At 32.3% G+C, this 23,867-nt stretch carries 27 protein-coding genes; 5 read left to right on the top strand and 22 right to left on the bottom strand.

Going from position 1 to position 23,867, the window contains the following annotated elements; all coding sequences use genetic code 11:
* The first annotated feature begins 69 nt into the window (after positions 1–69).
* From Q3907_RS04270 to Q3907_RS04260, 3 genes are all read left to right on the top strand, one after another.
* Positions 70–540, top strand: coding sequence for a hypothetical protein (locus tag Q3907_RS04270; protein WP_301897387.1), 471 nt, complete (start codon positions 70–72; stop codon positions 538–540).
* 108 nt (positions 541–648) lie between these two features.
* Positions 649–783, top strand: a complete 135-nt coding sequence (locus Q3907_RS04265; protein WP_301897385.1) for a hypothetical protein — start codon at positions 649–651, stop codon at positions 781–783.
* 95 nt (positions 784–878) lie between these two features.
* Positions 879–1,097, top strand: coding sequence for a hypothetical protein (locus tag Q3907_RS04260; protein WP_301897383.1), 219 nt, complete (start codon positions 879–881; stop codon positions 1,095–1,097).
* A 623-nt stretch (positions 1,098–1,720) separates the two neighbouring features.
* Here the strand turns inward: Q3907_RS04260 and Q3907_RS04255 are convergent.
* From Q3907_RS04255 to Q3907_RS04230, 6 genes are all read right to left on the bottom strand, one after another.
* Positions 1,721–1,969 carry a hypothetical protein gene (locus tag Q3907_RS04255; RefSeq protein WP_295646252.1) on the bottom strand — a complete coding sequence of 83 codons (249 nt, stop codon included), beginning with the start codon at positions 1,967–1,969 and terminating at the stop codon, positions 1,721–1,723.
* 57 nt (positions 1,970–2,026) lie between these two features.
* Complete coding sequence (locus tag Q3907_RS04250; RefSeq protein ID WP_301897381.1) at positions 2,027–2,872, bottom strand: patatin family protein; 846 nt, start codon at positions 2,870–2,872, stop codon at positions 2,027–2,029.
* Between the two features lie 50 nt (positions 2,873–2,922).
* On the bottom strand, positions 2,923–3,837 hold the full coding sequence (locus Q3907_RS04245) for a hypothetical protein (protein WP_301897379.1): 915 nt from the start codon (positions 3,835–3,837) through the stop codon (positions 2,923–2,925).
* A gap of 9 nt (positions 3,838–3,846) precedes the next feature.
* Positions 3,847–4,692, bottom strand: coding sequence for a DNA/RNA non-specific endonuclease (locus Q3907_RS04240; protein ID WP_301897377.1), 846 nt, complete (start codon positions 4,690–4,692; stop codon positions 3,847–3,849).
* A 165-nt stretch (positions 4,693–4,857) separates the two neighbouring features.
* Positions 4,858–5,589, bottom strand: coding sequence for a type 1 glutamine amidotransferase (locus tag Q3907_RS04235; RefSeq protein WP_295646241.1), 732 nt, complete (start codon positions 5,587–5,589; stop codon positions 4,858–4,860).
* A complete protein-coding gene (locus Q3907_RS04230; protein ID WP_295646238.1) occupies positions 5,586–6,902 on the bottom strand; it encodes a Mur ligase family protein in 1,317 nt (438 codons plus the stop codon). The genes Q3907_RS04235 and Q3907_RS04230 overlap by 4 nt, the downstream gene beginning before the upstream one ends.
* Positions 6,903–7,013: 111 nt before the next feature.
* Between Q3907_RS04230 and purB the strand changes: the two genes are divergently transcribed.
* Positions 7,014–8,444 carry an adenylosuccinate lyase gene (purB, locus tag Q3907_RS04225; RefSeq protein ID WP_301897376.1) on the top strand — a complete coding sequence of 477 codons (1,431 nt, stop codon included), beginning with the start codon at positions 7,014–7,016 and terminating at the stop codon, positions 8,442–8,444.
* 26 nt (positions 8,445–8,470) lie between these two features.
* Here the strand turns inward: purB and Q3907_RS04220 are convergent, their stop codons facing one another.
* The 16 genes from Q3907_RS04220 to truB form a co-directional block, all read right to left on the bottom strand.
* Positions 8,471–9,091, bottom strand: coding sequence for a M48 family metallopeptidase (locus tag Q3907_RS04220; protein WP_301897375.1), 621 nt, complete (start codon positions 9,089–9,091; stop codon positions 8,471–8,473).
* Positions 9,091–9,924: an Mrp/NBP35 family ATP-binding protein gene (locus Q3907_RS04215; protein ID WP_295562148.1), complete on the bottom strand. Its 834-nt coding sequence runs from the start codon at positions 9,922–9,924 to the stop codon at positions 9,091–9,093. Before Q3907_RS04215 ends, Q3907_RS04220 begins: the two co-directional genes overlap by 1 nt.
* A 3-nt stretch (positions 9,925–9,927) precedes the next feature.
* Positions 9,928–10,830: a tyrosine-type recombinase/integrase gene (locus Q3907_RS04210; RefSeq protein ID WP_301897374.1), complete on the bottom strand. Its 903-nt coding sequence runs from the start codon at positions 10,828–10,830 to the stop codon at positions 9,928–9,930.
* Between the two features lie 19 nt (positions 10,831–10,849).
* The gene (locus Q3907_RS04205; RefSeq protein ID WP_301897373.1) at positions 10,850–11,503 is read right to left on the bottom strand and encodes a tRNA1(Val) (adenine(37)-N6)-methyltransferase; all 654 of its coding nucleotides are present in this window, start codon (positions 11,501–11,503) and stop codon (positions 10,850–10,852) included.
* On the bottom strand, positions 11,500–12,669 hold the full coding sequence (gene dinB, locus Q3907_RS04200; protein ID WP_301897372.1) for a DNA polymerase IV: 1,170 nt from the start codon (positions 12,667–12,669) through the stop codon (positions 11,500–11,502). The genes Q3907_RS04205 and dinB overlap by 4 nt, the downstream gene beginning before the upstream one ends.
* Positions 12,662–14,296: a DNA repair protein RecN gene (gene recN, locus Q3907_RS04195; protein WP_295646778.1), complete on the bottom strand. Its 1,635-nt coding sequence runs from the start codon at positions 14,294–14,296 to the stop codon at positions 12,662–12,664. Before recN ends, dinB begins: the two co-directional genes overlap by 8 nt.
* A gap of 105 nt (positions 14,297–14,401) precedes the next feature.
* Positions 14,402–15,133 carry a TlyA family RNA methyltransferase gene (locus Q3907_RS04190; protein WP_301897371.1) on the bottom strand — a complete coding sequence of 244 codons (732 nt, stop codon included), beginning with the start codon at positions 15,131–15,133 and terminating at the stop codon, positions 14,402–14,404.
* Positions 15,126–16,988, bottom strand: coding sequence for a 1-deoxy-D-xylulose-5-phosphate synthase (gene dxs / locus Q3907_RS04185; RefSeq protein WP_301897370.1), 1,863 nt, complete (start codon positions 16,986–16,988; stop codon positions 15,126–15,128). The genes Q3907_RS04190 and dxs overlap by 8 nt, the downstream gene beginning before the upstream one ends.
* A gap of 88 nt (positions 16,989–17,076) precedes the next feature.
* Complete coding sequence (locus Q3907_RS04180) at positions 17,077–17,925, bottom strand: polyprenyl synthetase family protein (RefSeq protein ID WP_295647084.1); 849 nt, start codon at positions 17,923–17,925, stop codon at positions 17,077–17,079.
* The gene (gene xseB, locus Q3907_RS04175) at positions 17,912–18,121 is read right to left on the bottom strand and encodes an exodeoxyribonuclease VII small subunit (RefSeq protein WP_295560644.1); all 210 of its coding nucleotides are present in this window, start codon (positions 18,119–18,121) and stop codon (positions 17,912–17,914) included. The genes Q3907_RS04180 and xseB overlap by 14 nt, the downstream gene beginning before the upstream one ends.
* A gap of 1 nt (position 18,122) precedes the next feature.
* Complete coding sequence (xseA, locus tag Q3907_RS04170) at positions 18,123–19,454, bottom strand: exodeoxyribonuclease VII large subunit (protein ID WP_301897369.1); 1,332 nt, start codon at positions 19,452–19,454, stop codon at positions 18,123–18,125.
* Positions 19,451–19,828, bottom strand: coding sequence for a transcription antitermination factor NusB (nusB, locus tag Q3907_RS04165; RefSeq protein WP_295647092.1), 378 nt, complete (start codon positions 19,826–19,828; stop codon positions 19,451–19,453). Before nusB ends, xseA begins: the two co-directional genes overlap by 4 nt.
* Positions 19,829–20,725, bottom strand: a complete 897-nt coding sequence (locus Q3907_RS04160; RefSeq protein ID WP_295562931.1) for a 5'-nucleotidase — start codon at positions 20,723–20,725, stop codon at positions 19,829–19,831.
* Between the two features lie 37 nt (positions 20,726–20,762).
* Entirely contained in the window at positions 20,763–21,092 is a 330-nt protein-coding gene (locus tag Q3907_RS04155) for an Asp23/Gls24 family envelope stress response protein (RefSeq protein ID WP_295562929.1), read from the bottom strand.
* Positions 21,093–21,130: 38 nt separating this feature from the next.
* The gene (locus Q3907_RS04150; RefSeq protein ID WP_301897368.1) at positions 21,131–22,108 is read right to left on the bottom strand and encodes a bifunctional riboflavin kinase/FAD synthetase; all 978 of its coding nucleotides are present in this window, start codon (positions 22,106–22,108) and stop codon (positions 21,131–21,133) included.
* Positions 22,108–22,932 carry a tRNA pseudouridine(55) synthase TruB gene (truB, locus tag Q3907_RS04145; RefSeq protein ID WP_295647097.1) on the bottom strand — a complete coding sequence of 275 codons (825 nt, stop codon included), beginning with the start codon at positions 22,930–22,932 and terminating at the stop codon, positions 22,108–22,110. The genes Q3907_RS04150 and truB overlap by 1 nt, the downstream gene beginning before the upstream one ends.
* Before the next feature lie 279 nt (positions 22,933–23,211).
* Here truB and Q3907_RS04140 point away from each other — a divergent pair, with 279 nt between their 5' ends.
* Complete coding sequence (locus Q3907_RS04140) at positions 23,212–23,793, top strand: hydrolase (protein WP_301897367.1); 582 nt, start codon at positions 23,212–23,214, stop codon at positions 23,791–23,793.
* The last annotated feature ends 74 nt before the right edge of the window (positions 23,794–23,867 follow it).

The following is a 23,867-nucleotide window of genomic DNA, read 5'->3' as shown; positions in this document are numbered from 1 at the left end:
CTTTCAGATACTCTGTATGAATGTACAGGTGGAATCATCAATATGCTCATCTGGCTGTACAAATGGATCATGATTGAATATCTGGACAATCAGTCAAAGGGTAAAATCGTAATCATTAACGAAAAGTTCATCAAGTCAGTCAGCAAGAAACACTTTGGTCAGCTGAAGGGAGCCATCGACATGGTCAATCAGGCAAAGGTTGAAGAAATGGAAGATGAACAGATTCTGATGCTTGCCGAAAGTGATAAGAACAAGTACGAGATGCCAGAAACAAATGTAGAGAACTTGGCTTACGAAAGCAAGATGATCAACATCGTGATTGGAAAAGTACATCAAATCTACACAGATGTAACATCAGACGATATCGCACGATATGTTCGACAAATCTTGGCTGAAGACGAATACCATCGTATGAAACCAACTGAAGTCGCCAAAGAGGTAGTTGCCATCATCACAGGAAGTCCAACTCGTAAAAAGAGAAGACCTTCATCGAAAGCACCTGCATCTAAGAACATCTGTGATTACATCTCGAATACCTAAGAACAAAGAGACTTTATGTTTCTTTGTTTTTTTCACCTTTTCGTATGTAAGCGTTTTGATTACATCAAGGTGCATGGTACAATGTAAGTGTAAAGGAGGACATAGTGTATGATGTCATTAGATTGGATGGTTTACGTTTTAGGTGCCGTAGCTGTTGTTTTCTTGATTGCCATGTTCTTCAAGTATAAAAAGCACAATAGATATGCTGATAAATTTGAAGACACATATCCAGATGCAAAGTAAACAACTTCTAGACATGTTGTCTAAAACAATAATAACTTTTCTAGATTTTAAGTATGATAATTTTAGACAGGTATAAGGAGGTATAATAAATACGTATGTATTACTTATTATTCACTGTACAATTTATCTTATTTTTTATTGTGCAATTTACGGATTATTCAAAATGGAAAATGATTTCTTTTTTTACCATTACTACAGTATTGATTCTGTATAGTATATATATACATGATACGGGGAAAATCATTATGTGCATTTCAGACATAATTTTTATTAGTTTCTGTTATTGGTATTATAAGAAAAAAGAAGCTAAATAGATCAAAATGTTGCAACTAGAACAAAGAGACTTTTTGTTTCTTTGTTTTTTTGTGCTTTCACAAACAAGCAAAATAAACTTTGGAAGTTCTTAGTTTCATGAAGTGAGAACAAATCTTTTTCGTAAAAGAATCTGTTACTTTCATATTACGTAAACAAGATATTTTCGTAAAAGAAGTTCTTAGTTTCATAATGAAGAAACAAGATAATTTCTTAAAAGAAGTTGTTAGTTTCTTAAAGAAGCTGTTAGTTTCATGAAAACAATCGTAAACGTAACGCTTAGTTTCACGAATACAATAACTCTTCGCATAATCTATCTTATGTAATTTTAGTAGAATCAAAATAAAAGCAGATCTTTAATAAAATTAAAAAGAATCTGCTTTTTTTATACGCATAATATAATGGATATGTCTTAATAAGATTCATTTATCAGAATAATAGACTATTTTGTAAAGTAATGATTCAATTAATCTATATATTGATAAATGAATCTATGTATTAAAAATCTTTTCATGGCATAACAACATTAATATGGATTTATAGCTTATCTAAGAGATTCTCTGATTTGAATCAAGACGTAGAGTTTGTCCATCTTTTTTTATTTCACGGTAAATCAGAGAGTCCATCAATCTCTAGTTCTTACATAATATAGAGATCCTAGCATCACTTCAATAATGATATATGGGATTGTCATTAAATATGCTGAATATGGATGTAGATCTGATGCAGCATACTGTATATCTTCAATTTGAAGTTTACCTGACTGGATTTCTTCAATCTTAGTTTTATACATATGAACACGATACGGACAAACAATAGCTAATATAATCATAATTGTTAATAGAATGCGTCCTGGCTTTTTAAAAATGTCCATACTTTTCAACTCCTAAATATTTGTATTAGTATATCACAGCTCATTATGTGAAGCACTTCACAAATACTCTTTTAAATCATTTAAACAGTTTAGTGCATCTTTTCTTCCAATATCATAAATTTCTTGTAGATGATTTGGATCCTTTTCAATCATTGCACACGCAATTGGCTTAGATGGTCGAATCACGAAAATGCGCCCTTCCCTTTCTAATTGTTCAATTCGATCTAGTGTTTCATTATATACAATATGCCGATTTTCTAACGCTTTCTGTAATTTAGGATATTCTTTGAAAGCTTTCTTTAAAAGATTAATATATTTCATTGGCTTTTTTCGATATGATTTATCTCTTGTTAGTACTACAACTGTTTTACAAGATCTTTCTAACATCCAATCAACTGGAATCGAATCGCTCACACCACCATCTAATAATTCATAACCATCTAGTTTCACTGGTTTAGAAACAATCGGAATCGATGAAGATGCACGAATCCATTCAATATCTATGGCATCTCCATTTTCAATTTCATGATAAATAGGTTTTCCAGTATGAATATCTGTACATACTAAAGTAAATCGTAATGGATTTTCTTTAAATGTCTTTGTATCAAATGGATCTAGAATCGTTGGTACAATCCCATATGCGAATTCTTTGTTGTATAAATCTCCAGTTTTTATAAAACTCTTTAATCCAGAATATCTAGGATCTCTACAAAAACGTTTATTGTAACGTAATGCACGTCCTATTTGTCTAGACTTAATATTACATCCAAATGCTGCACCCGCACTCACACCAACAACTTGATCAAAATCAATGTGATTTTCCATAAACACATCAATAACACCACATGTATACATTCCTCGAAAGCCTCCGCCTTCAAGAACTAATCCTTTGTTTTTTTTCATAATTATCACCGCGAAAATTATACAACAATGTGAACTAAAAAGAAAAGGACTTATTCAAGTCCTATCTTAAATGAATTTGATTTTCCAAAAGCCTTTGAATTCATATGCACAGTAAATGGTTTGGTACTTTTATCAGTATAATCCGGCGCCGCATTTTCAAAATGAAATTCAATTTCTGCATTAATTGTTTGTTTTTTATCCAAAAAATAAAGAATATAACCAGTTATATTTGTTGCTTTAAAACGCTGTGTTTTAGGAGCCATACCATTGGTCGTAAAATCATGATTTTGAATTTCTTCCATACTACTAAATTCACCCTTATTCGCTAAATCAATACCATCAAGTGTTGCACTAGGCGTTAAATATGGAACAATGATACGTTTATCTGTTTTATTTTCATAACAGATTTTAATATTTTTTAATACTGTTTCATTATTCTCATAAACATAATTTGCCTTTGAAGCATCTACACCAATTTTTAAAGTATCATCCTCAAAAAATGTATATTTTAAAGACTTAGAATTTTTAACATTCTTATCGCTTGCTTCACGAATTTTAAAAGCTTTAAAAGGTAAGAATTGCTTTTTATTATTGAAAGATAATCCAAGATTCTTTTGATTATTATTTGGAAATCCGATATAACCATAAATATACGTATTCTGGCCTTTATTAATCACATAAGAAGGTGTGGATTGATATTTATCGATAACACTGATTTCTTTTTCATTATCATCCGTTACTGTATAATAAAGATTTTTTGTATCATAAGGCTTTTTTCCTTTGTTTTCAATACTTGCCAAATAATAGTAGTATGTAGAGTTATCTGAATCGTTTGTGATTGTTAAAACATCCAATAATTTACAAGATACATTCTTCTTTAAAAGAACATTATTTTCTGGTTTAGAACAACCAAATAACGATAAAGATAAAACACATACACATATCATACTAATGATTTTTTTCATGATTTTCTCCTATGGATTGCAATTTTTACAAGGGGAATACCCATTGTTTATCAATACATCTCTTGATTCATTTGTTTCAATTTTGTTTGCATCCTTCATTAATTTAACACTTGAACACGTTGGCTTATGAAACTTATGCGTATTTACATTTAATACGTACGTCATATTTTCTTCATCAGCCTTATATTCTTTTATAATATTTTCATTTGAACGACTCGAATCGCCAGTTTTATAATCAATTTCTATACCCGGTTGTACGTTATAACAAAATACGTTAAACGAAACACCTTGACCTTTATCTTCAATAGAATACGCTTCAATCTGAACGCCATCCGCAATTAAATTGTCTCCATCATATATTGGTGTTACACGATACAAAACATGATGATTTGTCTTTTTAATATAATTTGTAACCTCATTTTCAAAAGGTAACATTCCCTCAACATTTAAATAACGAGTTCCAGTTATCAAATTCTTACGGTTTGCATTTTCGCCCGTTAACTGATAACCAATCAAATGACAACGATTATATAAGTATTTACCATCAATTCCCTTATATCGAACCGTATGCCATCCAGTAGGTTTTACCATTCCAATACTACCACGTTTTGTCGTAGGCATTAAATCTTTTGAAACATTCGCAAATGCTACTTGCGGTCGATTGAGTGAATCCAGATTTGAATAGGATTCAAAACTCTTTTTATTCATATCTTTCGAATTGAATTGAGGCTCATTATCATGAATCTCAATATAAGGACTTCCATTGTATTCTGGTATATCATCAATTTCATAAGCTGAAATTGGTGTTATAAGAGTTGCAAAAATTAAGACAATGGATAAAATAATTTTTCTCATAAATTTTCCTCACATAATCGACATGTATAATGTCAATATAACTTATATACTAAAACCATGAAAGGAGTGAGTGATAAAAAACATAGTACGCATTTGTCGTTCGAGTCAAAAAATATAATAAACCCCTTATGTACTATGTTTTTAGATGTCAAACGACATCTTTTTTTATAATTCTAATTTTTTAAATACAGCCTCACGCGCCATTTTTTCAAATTTATCTTCTAACGGTTTTAAATCACTATATTTAAAATCAGGATTTCTTTTTTGAAGAGCTTTTGAAATCACAAAATCTGCAACCTCAGGATTTTTAGGTAATAAAGGACCATGTAAATATGTACCTAAAATCTTTCCATCATAGAAGCCTTCATAACCAGCACCAAAACTATTTCCATATCCCTTACAAACTTTCCCTAAAGGATGCGTTACATTCAATGTTTGACCACCATGATTTTCAAAACCAACAATACGCGTTTTTAAACCATCTAAATTAGCATCAATCACAATATTTCCAATACAACGACTTCCAGCTTTACCTGTATCCGTATAGTAATCATAGAACTGTAAACCAGAAATTTTTTCATTATTAGCTGCAATATAATATTGACCAAACAATTGATAGCCCCCACAAATCAAAAGAACAAACGTCTTTTCATCCATAGCCTTTTTTATATTTTCCTTACGCGATAATAAATCAGGAATCAAACTAATTTGTTCCTTGTCCGCACCACCACCTAAGAAAATTAAATCATATTTACTTAAATCTTTTTCTTCACCGATACCACAAGTATCCAACTCAAAAGGAATATTACGATCTAAACAACGCTTTTTTAGAACCATCATATTTCCTTTATCCCCATAAAGATCCATGATATCATGATACATCCAAACTACTTTCATAGGCCCATCTCCTTCTTGATCGCATTACGCGTAGGAAGTAATGCTGTATATGTCGCAATCGCATAAGTTTTGCGCTTTGTAGCTAATGCAGCTTTCACGGCAATATCCAAAGTATCTACGACACTTAGAGGACCTTTATAGCCACCATAATAAATTCTTAAAGCCATATCATTTGCACGTAGTCCCGTACAAATAATTTCTTTTGTGCTATCCTTCATGATCTTTTCAAAGAAAGTATCATAAATCCAACTGACATCTGTACCATCTTGCTCACGATCATTTAATACAATCACAATTGTCTTATCTGATTCATCTTTTTCAATGACCTTCATCACTTCATTTGCTCCCGTAGGATTTTTAACCAAGTTTAAAATACAAGTCTGATCATTAGCTTTAAATGTTTCATTTCTTCCTGCTGGTTGAGGCGCATGACTAAATACAGATTTAACACAATTGCTAGAAATGTCATAGTTTTTTGCGACATCTAGAACAACAGCACAATTATACATCGAATACATTCCTTCATACGGAGATTTATAATTGATTCCACCACTTGAGAATGTTTCTTTATCCAAATCAATATCTCTTAAACAAACATCCATTTCCGGTGTTTTAAAATCGCATTTTGTACAATGAAATTTACCGATATGTGAATATTGATAATAACTATATTCAAGTCTAGCACCACATTTAGGACAGAACTTTCCTTCGCTTGCTTCTTTTGTAGTTTTTACTGAATATTTATTTTCATCTATACCAAAATAAGAAATAGATGCATTCTTCGCAACTAATTTTAAACGAACAACATTTGGATCATTCCCATTTAAAATTAAACGCCCCCTATATTCAGGTAATACCTTTTCAATTGAATCAATCAATTGCTCCATTTCACGAGCACGATCCAATTGATCACGGAAAAAGTTATTGACCACAAAATCTGTAACAGGAATAAAAGGAAGAATGTGTCTAACATTTAATTCATCACACTCTAAGACAACTGCATTGGCTTTGACTTCACCATTCAATTTACAATTTGTAAGCAAAGTAGTGACAATACCAGCCTTTAAATTGTCTCCCTTACGATTTGAAATAACGTTATATCCCGCATTTTGAAATAAGTCCGTAATCATATTTGCGGTACTCGTTTTACCATTGGTACCCGTAACTAAAATGACAGGCCCATTAAATTTTAACTTTGTTAATATATTTTTATCGACTTTACAACCAATCGAACCAGGCATAGATCCACCTCTTCCAATAAGGTGTAATCCCCATGCACTTATCTTTGTAGATAATATAGATAAAGTTTTCATAAGTACTCCTTTTCAGACTCTTCTATTATACAACAATTGAAGTTGAATTTAAAAATTGAAACACATATAATATTAATGTTAGGGAAAATCTAACTAGAATAGGTGGACGAAATGAACGAATATTACCAATCTCCTCTTTCACAGAGATATGCATCTAAGGAAATGCAGGCATTATTTTCAAACGACAAAAAATTTACAACATGGAGAAAACTTTGGATTGCTCTTGCTGAATCTGAAAAAGAATTAGGATTAGATATTACAGAAGAACAAATCGAAGAACTAAAAGCACATGCTTTAGATATTAACTATGATGTCGCAAAAGCTAGAGAAAAAGAAGTACGTCATGACGTAATGTCACACGTATATGCGTATGGAGTACAATGTCCTAAAGCTAAAGGAATCATTCACTTAGGAGCAACAAGCTGCTATGTAGGAGATAACACAGACTTAATTATAATGCACGAAGCTTTAGAGCTTGTACAAAAAAAGATTGTCAACGTATTAGAAAAGTTAGAAGAATTCGCATTGAAATACAAAGATATGCCATGTCTAGCCTTTACACACTTCCAACCAGCACAGCCAACAACTGTAGGAAAAAGAGCGAGCTTATGGGCACAAGACCTATATATGGATTATGTTGAAATCCAACACTTATTAGACAATAAAAAGTTATTAGGATGCAAAGGTACTACTGGTACACAAGCAAGCTTTATGGAATTGTTTGAAGGAGATACAGACAAAGTTAAAGCTTTAGATAAAAAAATTTGTGAGAAATTAGGTTATAACCAATATTTCGCAGTCAGTGGACAAACATATACTCGTAAATACGATACTCAAGTATTACAAGTATTGGTTCAAGTTGCTCAAAGTGCACACAAATTCAGTAATGATATTCGTTTATTACAACATATGAAAGAAATCGAGGAACCATTTGAAAAATCACAAATTGGTTCAAGCGCAATGGCCTACAAACGTAATCCAATGCGTTCAGAAAGAATGGCTGCTTTAGCAAACTACATTATTGCTGATTCAATTAACCCTGCCATTACTGCAAGTACTCAATGGTTTGAAAGAACATTAGATGATTCTGCAAACAAACGTATTTCGATTGCTGAAGCCTTCTTAGCAACAGATGGACTATTAGACCTTTACTTAAATGTAAGTGATGGTTTGGTTGTTTATCCAAAAGTTGTAGAAGCTAACTTATTAAAGGAATTGCCATTCATGGCTACAGAAAACATTATGATGGATGCTGTTAAAGCAGGTGGTGACCGTCAAGAATTACACGAATTGATTCGTCAACACTCAATGGCAGCAGGACGTGTTGTTAAAGAAGAAGGTAAGCCAAATGATTTGATTGATCGTATTGCAGCGGATCCAAAATTTGGCATGACAAAAGAACAAATTCTTTCTATCATGAAACCAGAAAACTTCGTAGGTCGTTCTGTTCAACAAACAGAAGAATTCTTCAAAGACTTCATTGATCCAATTCTAACAAAAGAAAAAGATGCATTAGGAATGCATGCTGCAATTAACGTATAAAAAACAGAGCTCATTCGAGCTCTTTTTTAGTACAAATTAGGAATTGAAATCTTTTTATATTTCTTTATGATCTCTTTATAGTTTGGCATCCAAGTACATAGTAAACTATAGAAATCTTTTGAATGATTTAAATGATACAAGTGTGCAAGTTCATGAAGAATAATCGCATCCACAAATTCTAAAGGCATAAATATAAGATTCACATTGAAACAAATCTTATGTTTACTCGGTGTACAACTACCCCACTTGCTCTTATAAAAGCCATATTGTAAAGAAATATCATGTATATTTAATTGTTCGCAAAAGAATTTAAAACGAAGATCTATATATTTCTTAACATTTTGTTTCAAGAATCTTTGGATGAGTGTTTTATCAGGATACAAATATAAATCATTGCCTTCAACATAACAAATCCTTTTATTCATATAATGCAACTTATATTCATTACCCAATAAAGAAATCAAATCATTTTCTTTGGATAAAGCACATTTATTTAATTGATTTTCGATCCAAGCTTCTTGTTCATGCACAAATCTATCAATTTCTCTTTTAGAAACAGTGAAAGGAGCGCTCACCTGAACCACTCCTTCTACGACACGAATTTTTATTTTTTTACAATTGGACTTACGATGAAGTACATACTCCATTAGGCAATATCTTCTAAGACTTCAGTCGCAATACCACTTAGATATGCATCTACTTTTTCTTGTTGCTCTTTAGAATAAGCATCATATTCATTGATATCACGAATTAAATCCAACATAGGAAGAGTTCCATATAATTTTGTACATGTTGAATTACACAATGTTTCCACATCTTCCTTCTTATAGAATTCAATTCTTTCATGACAATTTGGACATTCTAAATATGCCATATTTTCAATGATACCCAAAACCTTGACTTCCATCTTTTCACACATGTGACAAGCCTTTTCTACAATCATACTTACCATTGGCTGCGGTGTAGAAACCATCACAACACCCTGTACTGGAATGGACTGCATAATTGTTAAAGCTACATCACCAGTTCCAGGAGGCATATCAATCAACAAGACATCCAAATCGCCCCATACAACATCTGTATAGAATTGTTTTACAACACCACCGATAACAGGACCGCGCCAAATGACTGGATCTGATTCAGCTTGAACTAAGAAGTTTAAAGACATTACTTTAATTCCTTCTTTAGATTCAACTGGAAGCAATTGTTTTTTTTCATTGCCATACGCATGTTCATTTGTCAAAGCTAAAAGTCTAGGAATACTAGGACCTGTAATATCCGCATCCATAATCCCCACTTTTAAACCTTTTTTAGCCATAGCCTTAGCCAACATAACAGTAACAGTGGATTTACCAACCCCACCCTTACCAGACATTACAGTGATAATATTTTTAATGTGGTTATCTGGATTCGATTGAATTCCACATGTTTCACTGTTCTTTCCACATTTTCCTTGAGAAGGACAACCTTCACATGACATATACTACTCCTCCTTTGGCTTTTCTATTTTTTGAAAACAACGATCATAAACATTTGACAAACGCTTATCTTGAATATGCGTGTAAATCTGCGTAGTCTGTATATTACTATGACCCAATAGTTCCTGAACGATTCTTAAATCTGCATCTCCATCCAATAAATGTGTCGCAAAAGAATGCCTGAAACTATGTGCAGAAATTTGCGGATTTAAATTTAATTCATTTACTTTTTGTTTAATCATTACATGTACATATTGTCTAGTACAAACATGACCTAAACGATTCACAAAAAAATATGAAACATTCTTTATATCCCAAACACTACGAATAGAATCTAAATAATATTTCATCTGTGTAGCACAGTAAGAAGATATAGGTATCATTCTTTCTTTATCTCCCTTACCTTTTATTTTTAATATACCTTCAACTAAATGTACATCATTTAACTTTAAATCACAAAGCTCACTTACACGCAGACCACAAGAATATAATACAACTAATATTGTTTTATTATATTGATCAATCTCATTGTCTTGAAAAGATGAAAAAACTTTTTTTACCTCATCCACACTTAAATATACAGGCAGATGCTTAGATGATTTCATCCCATGAATTAATAAAGATACATCCTTTATTTCAGAATGTGCAATCGATATCTGTAAATGAAAAGAGTGAATGCTCGCAATCATTCGATTCACACTCGCTGCACTATGATCCAAGGCATAAAAATCCAAAAAATCTTCAATATCTAAAACAGATATAGATTCAAACGCAGTAATATTTCTTTTATTTAAAAAATCAATATAAGACTCAATATCATGAATATAAGACTTCTGTGTTTTTTTTGCCTTTCGTTGTACAACACTTAAATATAGACGATAATCCTCTAATGCATCTATTAATTCCATAAGGATATTATAACACAAATTAAATATAAATAGGCTCTAATACATTCATATCACAATTTGATTCTTTAATTGCCTCGATAAGTACAGATTTTACTTTGTTGTCACGGTGATCATACGCAAACTGCAAATTACGAATACTAAAATGGTTCGCATATAAAACCCTATTGATTTCATTTAAACGGTTTGGACGATGTACCATATAAAAACGCCCATAACTCTTTAATAAACGACTCGCATGATAAACCAATTGTTCCAAAGTCAAATTCTCTTCCATTCTACCTAAATGGCGATAATTCAATTTTTCTGGCTGTTGATTTGCATTCATTTTAAAATAGGGTGGATTGGAAACAATCACATCAAATAAATTGTCTGTATATTCTTGTATTGGCTTATTAACAATCCGAGCCCGATGCTTAATAAACGTATCCACATTCTTTTGAGCCACTTTACTTGTCTCTCCTAATATTTCAACACCCACCAATTCTTTGACATTAAACTGATCCAAATAGACAAGAATAGCTGCGTTGTTTGTTCCAATATCTAAAACTCTTTCCTGCTTTTTTAAACGCACAAACTGCGCTAATAATTTTGTATCCGTATTAAAACGAAAATGTTCAGGATCTTGAAATAGCTTCAAATTTTCATCAATAAAATAATCCAATGTTAAACTCAATTAGATCCCTCCTTTTTCAATAAGTCGCTAGCCTTTATAAAACATTTCGTATCCATTTTTTCATTTAGACGATTCAATATATAATCTGTATTTTCTTGTGGCGCCGCAAACAAATCCATTTGTTCAACAATTTGTTTAGCATCCTTTAAAGAACCGATATGTACACCAATATAGCGATACCCAATTGGCTCGAAATATTCTTCTAGTAAAGATCTACATGCCCCATAGATCATAGGATATGTATTCGAATATGTACTTAAATTTAAACTATGACATGCATTATGAAAGGTTGTATCTCTAAGTGTTAATGTTATAAGCTTTCCTTTTTGATTTTCGCGCTGCATTTTATGTGTCAATTCATTTACTATGCTTTCTAAGCAACTACTTACTTCTTTAATGGAATATAAATCAGTTGAATATGTTCTTGAAACAGAAATACTTTTTTGTGTTGTGGAATAACATAATGTAGCGCTTGAATTTCCTCTTGCTTTTTGAATCAAAGAATAAGATGCTTTTCCAAGCGTCTGCATGATCCTTTGTTCATTTTTTTCATCTGCAAAATCACCAATTGTATAAATACCCATATCATTTAAAATAGGCACACTCTTTTTACCTATACCATTCATTTCATTGATCTTCAAAGGCCATAATTTGGTAGAAAGCTCCGATTTTCTTAATACGGTAATGCCTTTTGGTTTGCGCATATCGCTTGCCATTTTCGCAAGAAAACGATTGGGAGCGACACCAATCGAACAATTTAAATGGCATTTTTCATAAACGCCATTTTGAATCTCAAACACCAGGTCCAAAGGTCTTTTATAACGCTTAATAATTTCTGTTACATCCATATAACATTCATCAATACTTGCAGGCTCAATTTGATGTGTAAACGTCTTTAAATACGTAAAAAACTGTGCAGACATCGAACGATAATAGCCATAGTCACCTTGAATTAATACTAAATCTGGACAAAGTCGCAAAGCCTCATATACAGGCATAGCACTATGCACACCATATTTTCGTGCTTCATAATTGGCCGTTGAAATCACACCTCGCTTAGAAGTAGAACCTACCGCAACAGGAAATTCTTTTAAATCAGGATTTTTTATCTCTTCACAACTCGCAAAAAAAGCATTTAAATCAATATGTAAAATGACTCTAGCCATGAATTTTCACCCATAGATCTTGCATGGATTCTTTTGCCTTTACGCTCGCTTCACCGCTTGTCATGATTGCTAATTCTTGGATTGTTTGATCTTGATCAAGTTCTTGAACACTTGTGATTGTTTCATTTGAAGTAGATTTTTTACTTACTAAATAATGCATATTTGCATAAACGGCAACACTAGCTAAATGCGTAATACATAATACTTGATACTTATTTGATAAAGCCTTCATTTTAGCACCCATCGCAAGAGCTACTTTACCGCTGACACCTGTATCAATTTCATCAAAAATAATGGTTTCAATTCCCTTTGATGCCTGGAATACCACTTTTAATGCCAACATCAAACGAGATAGTTCGCCACCACTTGCCGATACACTTAAACTAGAGAAGTCTTGACCTGGATTCATTGACACCAAAAACTCAATTTCATCAATACCATTACTAGAAGGTTTCCTTTCCGTACACGAGATTTTAAAGCGAGCATTTTCTAACATTAAATCTTTACAATGCAACATCACCATTGATTCAAGTTCACTAAAACTATTTTTTCTTTTAGTAGATAATTCATTTGCTAACTTCATATAAGCTGCAAATGCTTTTTCTTTTTCTTTTTCTAACTTATCAAATACATCCTGACGATGAATAATTCGATCAATTTTATCCATGATATTCTTTTTAGACTCCATTAAAGATTCATAAGAACCACCATATTTTCGATATAATTTCTTGATCAAATATTGACGATTTTGAAGACTATCCAAATCTAAGGTATCACTAGAATGTGTATCACGCACATGTTTAAGTTCTTCATCGACAGTTTGTAAGGAATAATATAAATTTTTAAATGTTTCTTCATACACATTTAGAATCGATGATTTTGAAGCTTGTTTATACAAAGTATATAAAGCATCCAAAGCCCCATTTTCTTTATCCATTTCATACAGACACAAAGAAAGATCTTCTTTATTTTTAAGCCAATTTGTTGCTTCATGAATTTGTGAATTTAAAGTCTCTAATTCATTTTCTTGAATATTCGCATTTTCAATTTCATCTAGCTGCGCTGTTAAAAACTCTAATTCTGCATCGGAAAACTCTTCATTTTTTAATGTTTCCAATTCATTTAAAATATTTGAATAGGAAGTATAAGCCTCTTTTACAGATGATTTTAAATTTTCAACCTTGGCATAGCTATCCAATAATTCCATTTGTAGTTTAGTATCCATCAAGCGATATGTATCCATTTGTGAATGAATATCGACTAATAGATTTACAATCTTACGCACAAAAGAAAGTGTTGTGATCTGTTGATTGATTCGTACTGTACTTTTATTATTATTTAAAATTGTACGTGAAATGATGACTTGATCATCTACATCAAATCCATTTTCTTCCAGAATCGAATTGACTTCATCATTTGAAGTTAAAACCATAGATAAAATAGCCTTCTCTTTTCCTTTACGAATCACATTGGATTTAATACGATCTCCACTCAAATATCCAATCGCATCAATCAATAAGGATTTACCAGCTCCCGTTTCACCAGTAATAACACTCATCCCTTTAGTAAAATCTATAATACAAGATTTGAATAAAACATAATCTTTTACCGACAATTGTTCAATCACAAAATCACCTCAAGTCTACTTATTATTTTAACTTAAAATCAAATGAAAATAAATGTTTATAATCCATTGTGAATCGATAAATAATAAAATAAGAATATCTTCACATTAAGATATTCTTAAATCTTTAGCATACACCATATACTCCTGATTGCCACTTCTTCCTTCTAGAATACTTGGCATAGCTTTAACATTTCTATAATATTGAAATAGAAATGCTTTCACATCTTCAACAATTTGTAAGGCAAGCTTTGAATTTTTCAAAACACCATGCTTATTCAACGCTTGAGGTCCACATTCAAATTGTGGTTTTACCAGTATCGCAATATGATTGATAGAAAATACATTTAAAACATGTTCTAAAATTGTTTTACAAGATATAAAACTTACATCCATACACATAAAATCAATAGTTTCATCAAACCATTCAGGTACAATTTCTCTTGCGTTGCACCCTTCCATTTTGATCACACGCAAATCTTCATCTAATTCTTTTGCGAGTTGTAAATGACCTACATCTAAGGCATAAACTTTTTTAGCACCATAACGAAGACAAACATCCGTAAATCCACCAGTACTCGCACCTATATCAAGTACAACCTGATTTTTAATATCCACATTATACTTATCTAAACATCCTTTTAATTTGAAAGCACCACGCGAAACAAATTCATCTTCAGTATGAGCTACTACAATTTCATCTTCATCAATTACAAGAAAACTTGCTTTCGTTATGACCTTTCCGTTAACACTGACCTTGCCTTCTTTGATCATATCTTGAGCTTTTGCTCGCGATGAAATCTCATTTAATAAAGCTTTATCTAAACGCAATTTACTCATTTTTCTCTAATTCCTCAAATAGACATTCCGTACTAATACCTTCTTGAATACGTAAAGATCGAATAGAACCATGACAAACATAATGATCACCAATTCCTAAGATATGAATTTTTTCATCTAATGTATTCATAAACTCTAAAATTGCACTTGATAATCCGCAAATCTTAACATCCGTTTCATATACAGTGATTGGAAGATTCATCTTTATTAAATCTTTCATCATAATTTCATCAATTGGCTTAAAGAAACGTGCGTTTACTACAAGTAAACCCATTTTATTTTCTCTAGCTTTATTTATTACATGATCTACATCTGTACCATATGTAATCACAATCTGTGATGGCGTTCCAATCACGAATTTTTCCCAAGAGCCAATAGGAATCAGGGAATAAGATTTATTCTTTACGTACTTCACATTACCTCTTGGATAACGAACACAGAATGGTTTGTTTGATTGGAATGCAGTATAAATCAAGTTTTGCGCTTCATTAGCATCTTTAGGCTGTGATAACACTAGATTTGGAATACTTCTTAGCATCGCAATATCAAATACGCCTTGATGCGTTTCTCCATCATCTCCAACAAGACCACAACGATCAATACCAATCACAACTGGCACATTCATTCTTGCCATATCATGATTCACTTGATCATAGGCTCTTTGAAGGAAAGATGAATAGATACTCACAAATGGTTTTAGCCCACCAAATGCCATTGCACAAGCCATAGTTACGGCATGTTGCTCGGCAATACCACAATCAAAGAAACGATCAGGGAAACGTTTTTGAAATTCCAATAATTTACTTCCCTGAGCCATAGCAGGTGTAATTGCCACAATAGTCTTATCTTTTTGAGCAAGATCCATCACAGTATTTGAAATAACTTGTGACCAAGAAATTTCATTTGGAGGAAGTATACTTAAAGATTTGCCTGTCGCAACATCGAATGGACTAACCCCATGCCATTTTCCAACTTTGTCTTGCTCTGCATATTTATAGCCTTTTCCTTTTTGAGTTAAAACATGCACAACAATTGGGCCATCATGCTCTTTTGCAGCTTGAAATACTTTAATCAAACTTTGAATGTCATGACCATCAACAGGTCCCATATAATCCAAATTAAATTCCTTAAATAATGGTGCATCAATCACTTCATCCTTGATCTTATCTCTAAAATGCGACAATGTACTCAATACATTACTTCCTAATTTATTAGATTTCAAATTATTCTTTACATCATGTTTAAGATCCAAATATAAATGAGAAGCCCGAATATCTGTGATACGTTTTTCCACACCACTATAATTTTTAGAAATCGACATATTATTATCATTAAAAATGATGACCATTTTCTTTTGTTTAGAACCAATATCATTTAGGGCCTCTAAAGCCATTCCACCTGTTAATGAGCCATCTCCAATTAGAGCAATCACTTGATAATCCTCGTGCAAAAGATCACGTGCTATCGCATAACCAAGTGCAGCCGATAAAGATGTTGAAGAATGTCCCGCTTCCCAACAATCATATTTACTTTCACTTCTTTTCTGATATCCAGAAAGACCACCTTTTTTTCGTAAAGTCGCAAATTGTGTAGATCTACCCGTTAATATTTTATGTGTGTAACACTGATGACCTACATCAAAAATCATTTTATCTTTAGGTGAATCGAAGACATAGTGCATAGCCACTGTGACTTCTACAATTCCTAAATTACTTGATAAATGACCACCTGTCTTTGAGATTGAATCAATCAAAAAAGCTCGAATATCACTACATAATTGTGTGAGTTCTTCAATCGATAAATCTTTGATTTGACTAGGCGATTCAATATCATACACTTGACATATCTTTTTCATTTTTAAACCCTCGTTAAAAAAACTAGTCCGCTAAAGACTAGTTTTAGCTATTAATAATATACCTCTTTTTGTGAAAAATATCTATATATTAATATGTACGCTTAATTAAACTATCTAATACTTTTATCAAAGAAGTCACATCACAGCTGACTTTTCCTAGTTCTTTTCGAATCGTTTCGTCATAGCTTTTTACCATATCTCTAGCACCATTTAGTCCTAATAAAGATACAGCTGTAACCTTATTATTATCTTCATCACTCAATGATTTTCCAACTACTTCTTCACTACCCGTTACATCCAAGATATCATCCTGCATTTGAAATTCTAAACCTAATACAAGACCAATTTTTCTAAAGCTGTCAACATCATCAAATTTATTTGCCAATATACAACCACACACTAAAGGTAAAGTTAATAATTTACTTGTTTTATAATGGTCGATTTCTTGTAACAATGCAAATGTAGGATTCTTATCGTTTTCAGCCTGCAAATCCAATGTTTGACCATAAATCATGCCATCAATTCCTGCATACCACGAAAGAGCTTTAACTAAAGCTACCTTTTGTTCTGCACTACACTCACTATCTAATACAACTTCAAATGCCTTTGTAAGTAGACCATCCCCTGCAAGTATAGCTGTTGCTTCATCATAAGCTTTATGGCAACTAGGCTTACCACGACGTAAATCATCATTATCCATAGCTGGAAGATCATCATGAACCAATGAATATGTATGAATCATTTCAATAGCGCAAGCACAAGGATATCCAAATCTTGCTTCGATTCCATATCCTTCTAATACAGAAAATAACAACATTGGACGCACTCTTTTACCACCATTCATCAATGAATAGGCCATGGCATCTTTAGTACGACTATCATCGTTTTCTTGTACACGCATCAATAAATAATCTTCAAATTCCTTATTCACTAACATCTTGATTCACCTCCATCAACTGATCCATTTTATTTTCAAATTTCTTAAGCTGCTTTTCACATTGAGCACTTAATTTTAAACCCTCTTCAAACAATGACATTGCCTCTTCAAGTTCTAACTCATTATTGTTTAATAAAGTTACTATCTCATCTAAGCGTTTCATAGCTTCTTGAAATTTTAATTGTTTTGCGGCCATCCTATTCCTCCTTACAAGATGTTATTCGAGAAGTAATACTACCATCATGCACCCTAGTTACCATTATATCATCCTTATTGACATCACTAATACTATTAATGACTTTATTTTCTATTTTAGAAATACTATACCCTCGAGAAAGAACTTTTAAAGGAGAATAAGCATCTAATAAAGCACAATCTCGCTGCAATAAATGCCTTGCATCTTGTAATTTAGTTTGCATACTTATTTCAAGTTTTTCTGGAATATTTAAAAGTTTATTTTCATGATATTTTAATATTCGATTCATATTTAAACCCAATTGCTCACGAGAATTTAAAATTAAGTTCATCTTTTGAAGTTCTAAAGATAATGCATGCTCTAATTGCGTGTTATATGCATCCAACTTTAATTGTTTTTCAATAATAAAAGACTTAGGATCCTTTAAATATGGATGATTCTGGTATAAATTCAATTTGGATCTATATTGATCCAATATAATAGACATGTTTCTAGATAATAACACTTTATCTTTTATAATTTTTGCCATTACTTCATTTTGATCTATACTGACCCATTGTGCTGCAGCAGTTGGAGTAACACTTCTATGATCACATACTAAATCACATAAAGTCGTATCCACTTCATGGCCTACACCACTTACAATGTATGTATTTAAATCATAAATTGTTTTGACAAGTTCTACATCATTGAAACAGAATAAGTCCTCAAAGCTTCCACCTCCACGCACAATCAACAATGCATCATGTCCACAAAGATCTGCCTTTTTCAATGATTGAATCAAACTTTTTGGAGCTAAATTTCCTTGGACAAGACTTGGATACAATGTAACTTTCATCATGGGCCAACGCCTTTGAATCGTAGACAGCACATCTTGTAAAGCAGCAGCATTAGCACCGGTAATAACACCAATATTTTCAATATATTCGGGTTTAGATTTCTTATGATCTTCTGCAAAATAACCAACCTTTAAAAGATCTTGCTTTCTTTTTTCAAACTCTAAAAAAAGATTCCCTAAGCCATCCTGCTTCATTTGACGAATCACAAGTTGGAGACTGCCTCTTTGTTCATAAACATTGATGCTTCCTGAAATAAGTACACGCATACCTTCTTGTACATCAAAATTTAATCGTGACACATAGCTTGAAAACATAACACAGCTCATTTCACCACTTTTATCTTTTAAAGAAAAATAATAATGTCCTGAACGATGTTTTGTAAGGTTGCTGATTTCGCCTTGAACCCAAATTCCATCTAGGTCCATTGTTTGTGTTAAAACGTTTTTTATACGAGCAATAACACTTGAAATACTTACAACCATTTCATTTCTCATAGCTGGTCAAGAACTCCATTTAATAATTTATATGAGTTATCATCACAATATTTTTTTGCTAAAGTAATTGCTTCATTAATGACTACTGCCTTTGGTGTATCATTTGCCAAGATTTCCTGGAAAGAAATCAACAAAATAGCTTGTTCTAACATACTTAAACGATCAAAATCCCAGTCATCTCGCAACAATTCATTAATTTTTTGTTCAAATGCTTCTTTGTTTTCTACTGTTCCCATTGTTAAACTGTATAAATATCCATCAATGTCATTTGAACCTTTCATTACATCAAATACACATTTACGAATATCCTTTCCTAATAATAAGTGTTGATATACACTTTGCATCGCAATTACACGTTGTTCATGTCTATTCATTTACATTTCTCCTTCTCTATATAGTACACGGGCACTAGGCACTACATCACTTGCAGGTGCTGCATGCACGTCTTGATCATCAAAAAATATATTGGCGCCAAAACAAGCTAGCACATCCGCTTTTTTTGCGCCTTGCATAAAGAATACTTCATCAACTACAATATTCCATGCTCTTAAAGTTTTTATCACTCGAACTCCCGTATCTTTATTTCGGGCTGTGACAATGGCCGTTCTCAAAACATTTAAATCCTTCGTTTCATTCTGAAGCCAAGATAAACTTTTCAACAATGAAGCCATAGGACCTTTTTGTAAAGCCACATCCTGATTTAGAATCTCATTTTCATTAAAAGCATCTAAACCATGTTCTTGATAGATTTTTTCAGATTCTGCCGAAAATAAGACGGCATCTGCATCAAAGGCAATACGAATCTGATTATCAGGGAAGCTATATTTTGTATCTCGTGCATAGATCATACCAGCCGCAAAGCCAGCATGAATTGCATTTGATACATCATTTTCATTACACGACAAGAATAAATCGACACCAAAGGCAGAAAGGTATCGACTAATATCTTCTCCTCCACTTAAAACCATACGTCCAATATCCATATTGTAATGCTCTAATGAGTTGATGATACGCAATGAAGTATCCGCACTATTTCTTGACATTACAATTACTTCAACAAGTTTTCGGTTGGCAAGCTTATTGATGTTTAATAAATTTTTTACTAACGTAAAACCACTACCTGGACTTAACACATCGTTTTCATGAATAATTTGATATTCACGATATGCATCCAATCCTTTTTTTTCAAAAACTTCATTTTCTTTTTCTAAATTGAACAAAGCTCTTGAACTAATACCTACTACAAGATAATTTTCGAAAGATACACTCATAAATTTTTAAAAAAAAGGAAACCTTTGAAAGATTTCCTTAAAAAATAAATCCAGTCACCTGAATTTCAATAGCTTCAGGTTTAAAGTCTGTCATATAAGAAATACTTTCAAAGATCTTGTTTTGTAGATTTAAACAAACATCACTCACATTTGCCTTGTGATTGACTTTAACAGGAATCGATAATGTCAATTTATTATCATCCACTTTTGTGACAATACCTGTTTTAAATGGTTTTGTTCCTTCTGCGAGTTGAACATTTTCATCTTCTTCGATGACATTTTTCGCAATCGTAGAAAAAACTGTCTTATTTAAAGAAATAACACCGTATTCATTACCTGGTTCTAATTCGATATATTCTTTCGCCATAATTTCACCTTCACTTCTCTTTAAGTATATCAAAAAAGTTATTTAAACTCAAAAACTTTCTTATCCCAAAGTGATGCAGTTCTCGTAACATATTTTGAATCTTGTAAAATCACTTTCTTACAAGTAAGAATATCACTTTGTAGTTGTTTTTTTAATGCTTCAAAACCATCAAAACGAATTTCATTGCGTGTCTTTTTCAAAAAGAAAAACCGAACGTGTTCATCATATATATCTTGATCAAAATCAAAGATATGTGCTTCAATCGAAACCTTTTTATTTTCAAATGTAGGATTATTACCCACATTGATCATAGCACCATATAAAGTATCTTTAACACAGACAAAACCAGCATAGACACCACTTGAAGGAACTAGATAGTCTGGATCTACACCTAGATTTGCGGTAGGAAAATTCAATAAAGTACTTCCTCTTTTAAATCCATGTTCAATACAACCTTCTATTGAATACATATAACCTAAAAGCTCATTAGCCAAATCAATCTTTCCACTTTGAATCAAAGGCTCAATACGACTTGATGAAATCTTTTCATTTTTTGAATTGACACTATCAATGACAGAAACATCAAAATAGTTTTGACTTTGTAGAGTCTTCACATTCCCAGAATTTTTAGATGCATATTTAAAATCAAATCCACAAGTGATATGGTCAACATTCATGCTTTTTAATAACAAATGAAAAGCATCTACATCTAATGCCGAAAAATCTTTTGAAAAAGTAATCACATACATCACTTCAATACCCATTGAACTTGCCAATTGGATACGATCTTGAAGTGTTGTGATATGCCTGCATACACGATCGGGAAAGAAAATCTTCCAAGGATCTGGATCAAATGTAATCAAACCACTTTTAATGTTTAATTTTTTTGCCTTTTTAATACAATCTGCAATCAAAGCCTGATGCCCTGTATGTAATCCATCAAAAAAGCCTATACAACAAGAACTCTTAGGTAAATTTTTATGTACATTTGAATAATCAATACGAATAACTTCCATTACCATAGACCTCTTTTACTTTTAAATAAACCTTCACGCTCTTTTTCATAGATAGCGATAGGCTCACCTGCATCTAAAATACATACTTCTTGATTTGGATTCTCTAAACGAATGCGTTTTCCTTGGTATACATCTTGAATCGGTTGATAATTGATTTTATCTAAATGATCCAACACATAGATTGAAGGATATAAGATAGGTTCTTGCGTTTCTAAATCTTCAAGTGTTTGTGCCTGATCAATTGTAAAGCGACCCACTTTCGTTCGTCTTAAACTTTTCATACACCCTAGATTATTTGTATTTAAAGCCAAATCACGACAAATACTACGTACATAGGTTCCACTTGAGCATGAGACTTTAAAGCTATAATCTCCTAAATCTTCCATCGAATAAATTTCAATATCACTATAGACTTTAGGAACTTCAAGCCCCTCTCTTTGATAGTCCATTAATTTTTTACCATTCACTTTTTTATTAGAAGTCTTAGGCACCAATTGATGATTCTTTCCTACAAATTTTTGTAGTTCTTCTGAAAAAGAAAAATCCAAATTCACCTCTTTTTCAGCTTCTACTTCACCCCAAATATCATCGGTAGAAGTGCTTTTTCCAAATTCAATCTGTCCGATATATTCTTTATCGGTATCACTTAAAAACTGTAATAATTTACAAGATTTACCACAAAGAACAACTAAAACCCCGGTTGCGTTAGGATCTAATGTTCCTGTGTGCCCGAACTTTTTTTGTTTATATTTTTTTCGAAGCCAATTTACAACATCATGGCTTGTCATACCATACGGTTTATCAATAATTAAAATTCCATCCATAATTTCACCTTTTATATTTTACTTGTTTTTAAAGGTACTTGCAACTATGCACATTTGGTACTAAAAAGTCAAGACTTGTATTCTATTATGAAGTTCGTTATTATAAAAATGCCTAAGGACATTAATTTTTCCTACACTCGAGATAAGGGAAATCGGATGTTGAATTGTTGTGTTGAAGACCCGCTACGCGTGGGGATCCTAATGCTGTTCACAGATTACCCACCTGTACTTAACAGGGAAAGATCTCATGTTCTTGGGCTTTTAATATAGGTAAAAAGTATGAACGCAAAAGAAGAATTTATTCAAATCTATAAAGAAGATATTCATCGTGAAGGTGCGGATGCCTTTCTAGAATTTCTAGAAGGATCTCACTCTGATTTTTTTACGGCACCTGCAAGCACACGTTTTCATGGCAATATGGAAGGTGGTTTATGTGCACATAGTGTGCATGTATATCATTGCTTAAAAGATTATTTAGATAGACAAAGAGTAAAGGACGTTTATCAAATGAACTACAGTGATGAAACCATTGCATTAGTTGCCTTGTTACATGATGTATGTAAAATTGGTGTCTATAAAAAAGGAACCCGGAATAAAAAAATAAATGGTGAGTGGCAACAAGTGGATGTCTTTGAATTCGAAGACAACATCCCCTTTGGTCATGGAGAAAAAAGCGTCTATATGATTCAGCCATTCATGCGCATTAGTCGTGAAGAAGCTTTTGCGATTCGTTATCATATGGGATTTTCTGGAAGCGATCCAGTAAATAATGTAGGTAAAGCTTTTGAGTTATTCCCTTTAGCCTTTGCGCTAAGTACTGCCGATATGGAGGCTACATATTTTTTAGATGAACAAGTTTAACGACTTGTTTTTTTTGCGATAAGACACATTTAATAAATTAGGATATAAAGCTAAAATCAACACTCATACAACGT

The sequence above is a fragment of the uncultured Holdemanella sp. genome (assembly GCF_958348295.1).
Lineage (GTDB): Bacteria > Bacillota_I > Bacilli_A > Erysipelotrichales > Erysipelotrichaceae > Holdemanella.
The sequence above is the reverse complement of the archived record's forward strand: the minus strand, read 5'-3'. Positions and strand labels throughout refer to the sequence as shown.

Coding starts and splice junctions, on each gene's coding strand:
- Q3907_RS04160 (WP_295562931.1), bottom strand. CDS start 20,725: ATGAGTGTATCTTTCGAAAATTATCTTGTAGTAGGTATTAGTTCAAGA.
- dinB (WP_301897372.1), bottom strand. CDS start 12,669: ATGGCTAGAGTCATTTTACATATTGATTTAAATGCTTTTTTTGCGAGT.
- Q3907_RS04155 (WP_295562929.1), bottom strand. CDS start 21,092: ATGGCGAAAGAATATATCGAATTAGAACCAGGTAATGAATACGGTGTT.
- Q3907_RS04235 (WP_295646241.1), bottom strand. CDS start 5,589: ATGAAAGTAGTTTGGATGTATCATGATATCATGGATCTTTATGGGGAT.
- xseB (WP_295560644.1), bottom strand. CDS start 18,121: ATGGCCGCAAAACAATTAAAATTTCAAGAAGCTATGAAACGCTTAGAT.
- Q3907_RS04265 (WP_301897385.1), top strand. CDS start 649: ATGATGTCATTAGATTGGATGGTTTACGTTTTAGGTGCCGTAGCTGTT.
- xseA (WP_301897369.1), bottom strand. CDS start 19,454: ATGAGAAATGAAATGGTTGTAAGTATTTCAAGTGTTATTGCTCGTATA.
- Q3907_RS04230 (WP_295646238.1), bottom strand. CDS start 6,902: ATGAAAACTTTATCTATATTATCTACAAAGATAAGTGCATGGGGATTA.
- Q3907_RS04260 (WP_301897383.1), top strand. CDS start 879: ATGTATTACTTATTATTCACTGTACAATTTATCTTATTTTTTATTGTG.
- Q3907_RS04210 (WP_301897374.1), bottom strand. CDS start 10,830: ATGGAATTAATAGATGCATTAGAGGATTATCGTCTATATTTAAGTGTT.
- nusB (WP_295647092.1), bottom strand. CDS start 19,828: ATGAATAGACATGAACAACGTGTAATTGCGATGCAAAGTGTATATCAA.
- dxs (WP_301897370.1), bottom strand. CDS start 16,988: ATGAAAAAGATATGTCAAGTGTATGATATTGAATCGCCTAGTCAAATC.
- truB (WP_295647097.1), bottom strand. CDS start 22,932: ATGGATGGAATTTTAATTATTGATAAACCGTATGGTATGACAAGCCAT.
- Q3907_RS04255 (WP_295646252.1), bottom strand. CDS start 1,969: ATGGACATTTTTAAAAAGCCAGGACGCATTCTATTAACAATTATGATT.
- purB (WP_301897376.1), top strand. CDS start 7,014: ATGAACGAATATTACCAATCTCCTCTTTCACAGAGATATGCATCTAAG.
- Q3907_RS04270 (WP_301897387.1), top strand. CDS start 70: ATGATTGAATATCTGGACAATCAGTCAAAGGGTAAAATCGTAATCATT.
- Q3907_RS04190 (WP_301897371.1), bottom strand. CDS start 15,133: ATGAGTAAATTGCGTTTAGATAAAGCTTTATTAAATGAGATTTCATCG.
- Q3907_RS04150 (WP_301897368.1), bottom strand. CDS start 22,108: ATGGAAGTTATTCGTATTGATTATTCAAATGTACATAAAAATTTACCT.
- Q3907_RS04180 (WP_295647084.1), bottom strand. CDS start 17,925: ATGTTAGTGAATAAGGAATTTGAAGATTATTTATTGATGCGTGTACAA.
- Q3907_RS04140 (WP_301897367.1), top strand. CDS start 23,212: ATGAACGCAAAAGAAGAATTTATTCAAATCTATAAAGAAGATATTCAT.
- Q3907_RS04220 (WP_301897375.1), bottom strand. CDS start 9,091: ATGGAGTATGTACTTCATCGTAAGTCCAATTGTAAAAAAATAAAAATT.
- Q3907_RS04245 (WP_301897379.1), bottom strand. CDS start 3,837: ATGAAAAAAATCATTAGTATGATATGTGTATGTGTTTTATCTTTATCG.
- Q3907_RS04250 (WP_301897381.1), bottom strand. CDS start 2,872: ATGAAAAAAAACAAAGGATTAGTTCTTGAAGGCGGAGGCTTTCGAGGA.
- Q3907_RS04240 (WP_301897377.1), bottom strand. CDS start 4,692: ATGAGAAAAATTATTTTATCCATTGTCTTAATTTTTGCAACTCTTATA.
- Q3907_RS04215 (WP_295562148.1), bottom strand. CDS start 9,924: ATGTCATGTGAAGGTTGTCCTTCTCAAGGAAAATGTGGAAAGAACAGT.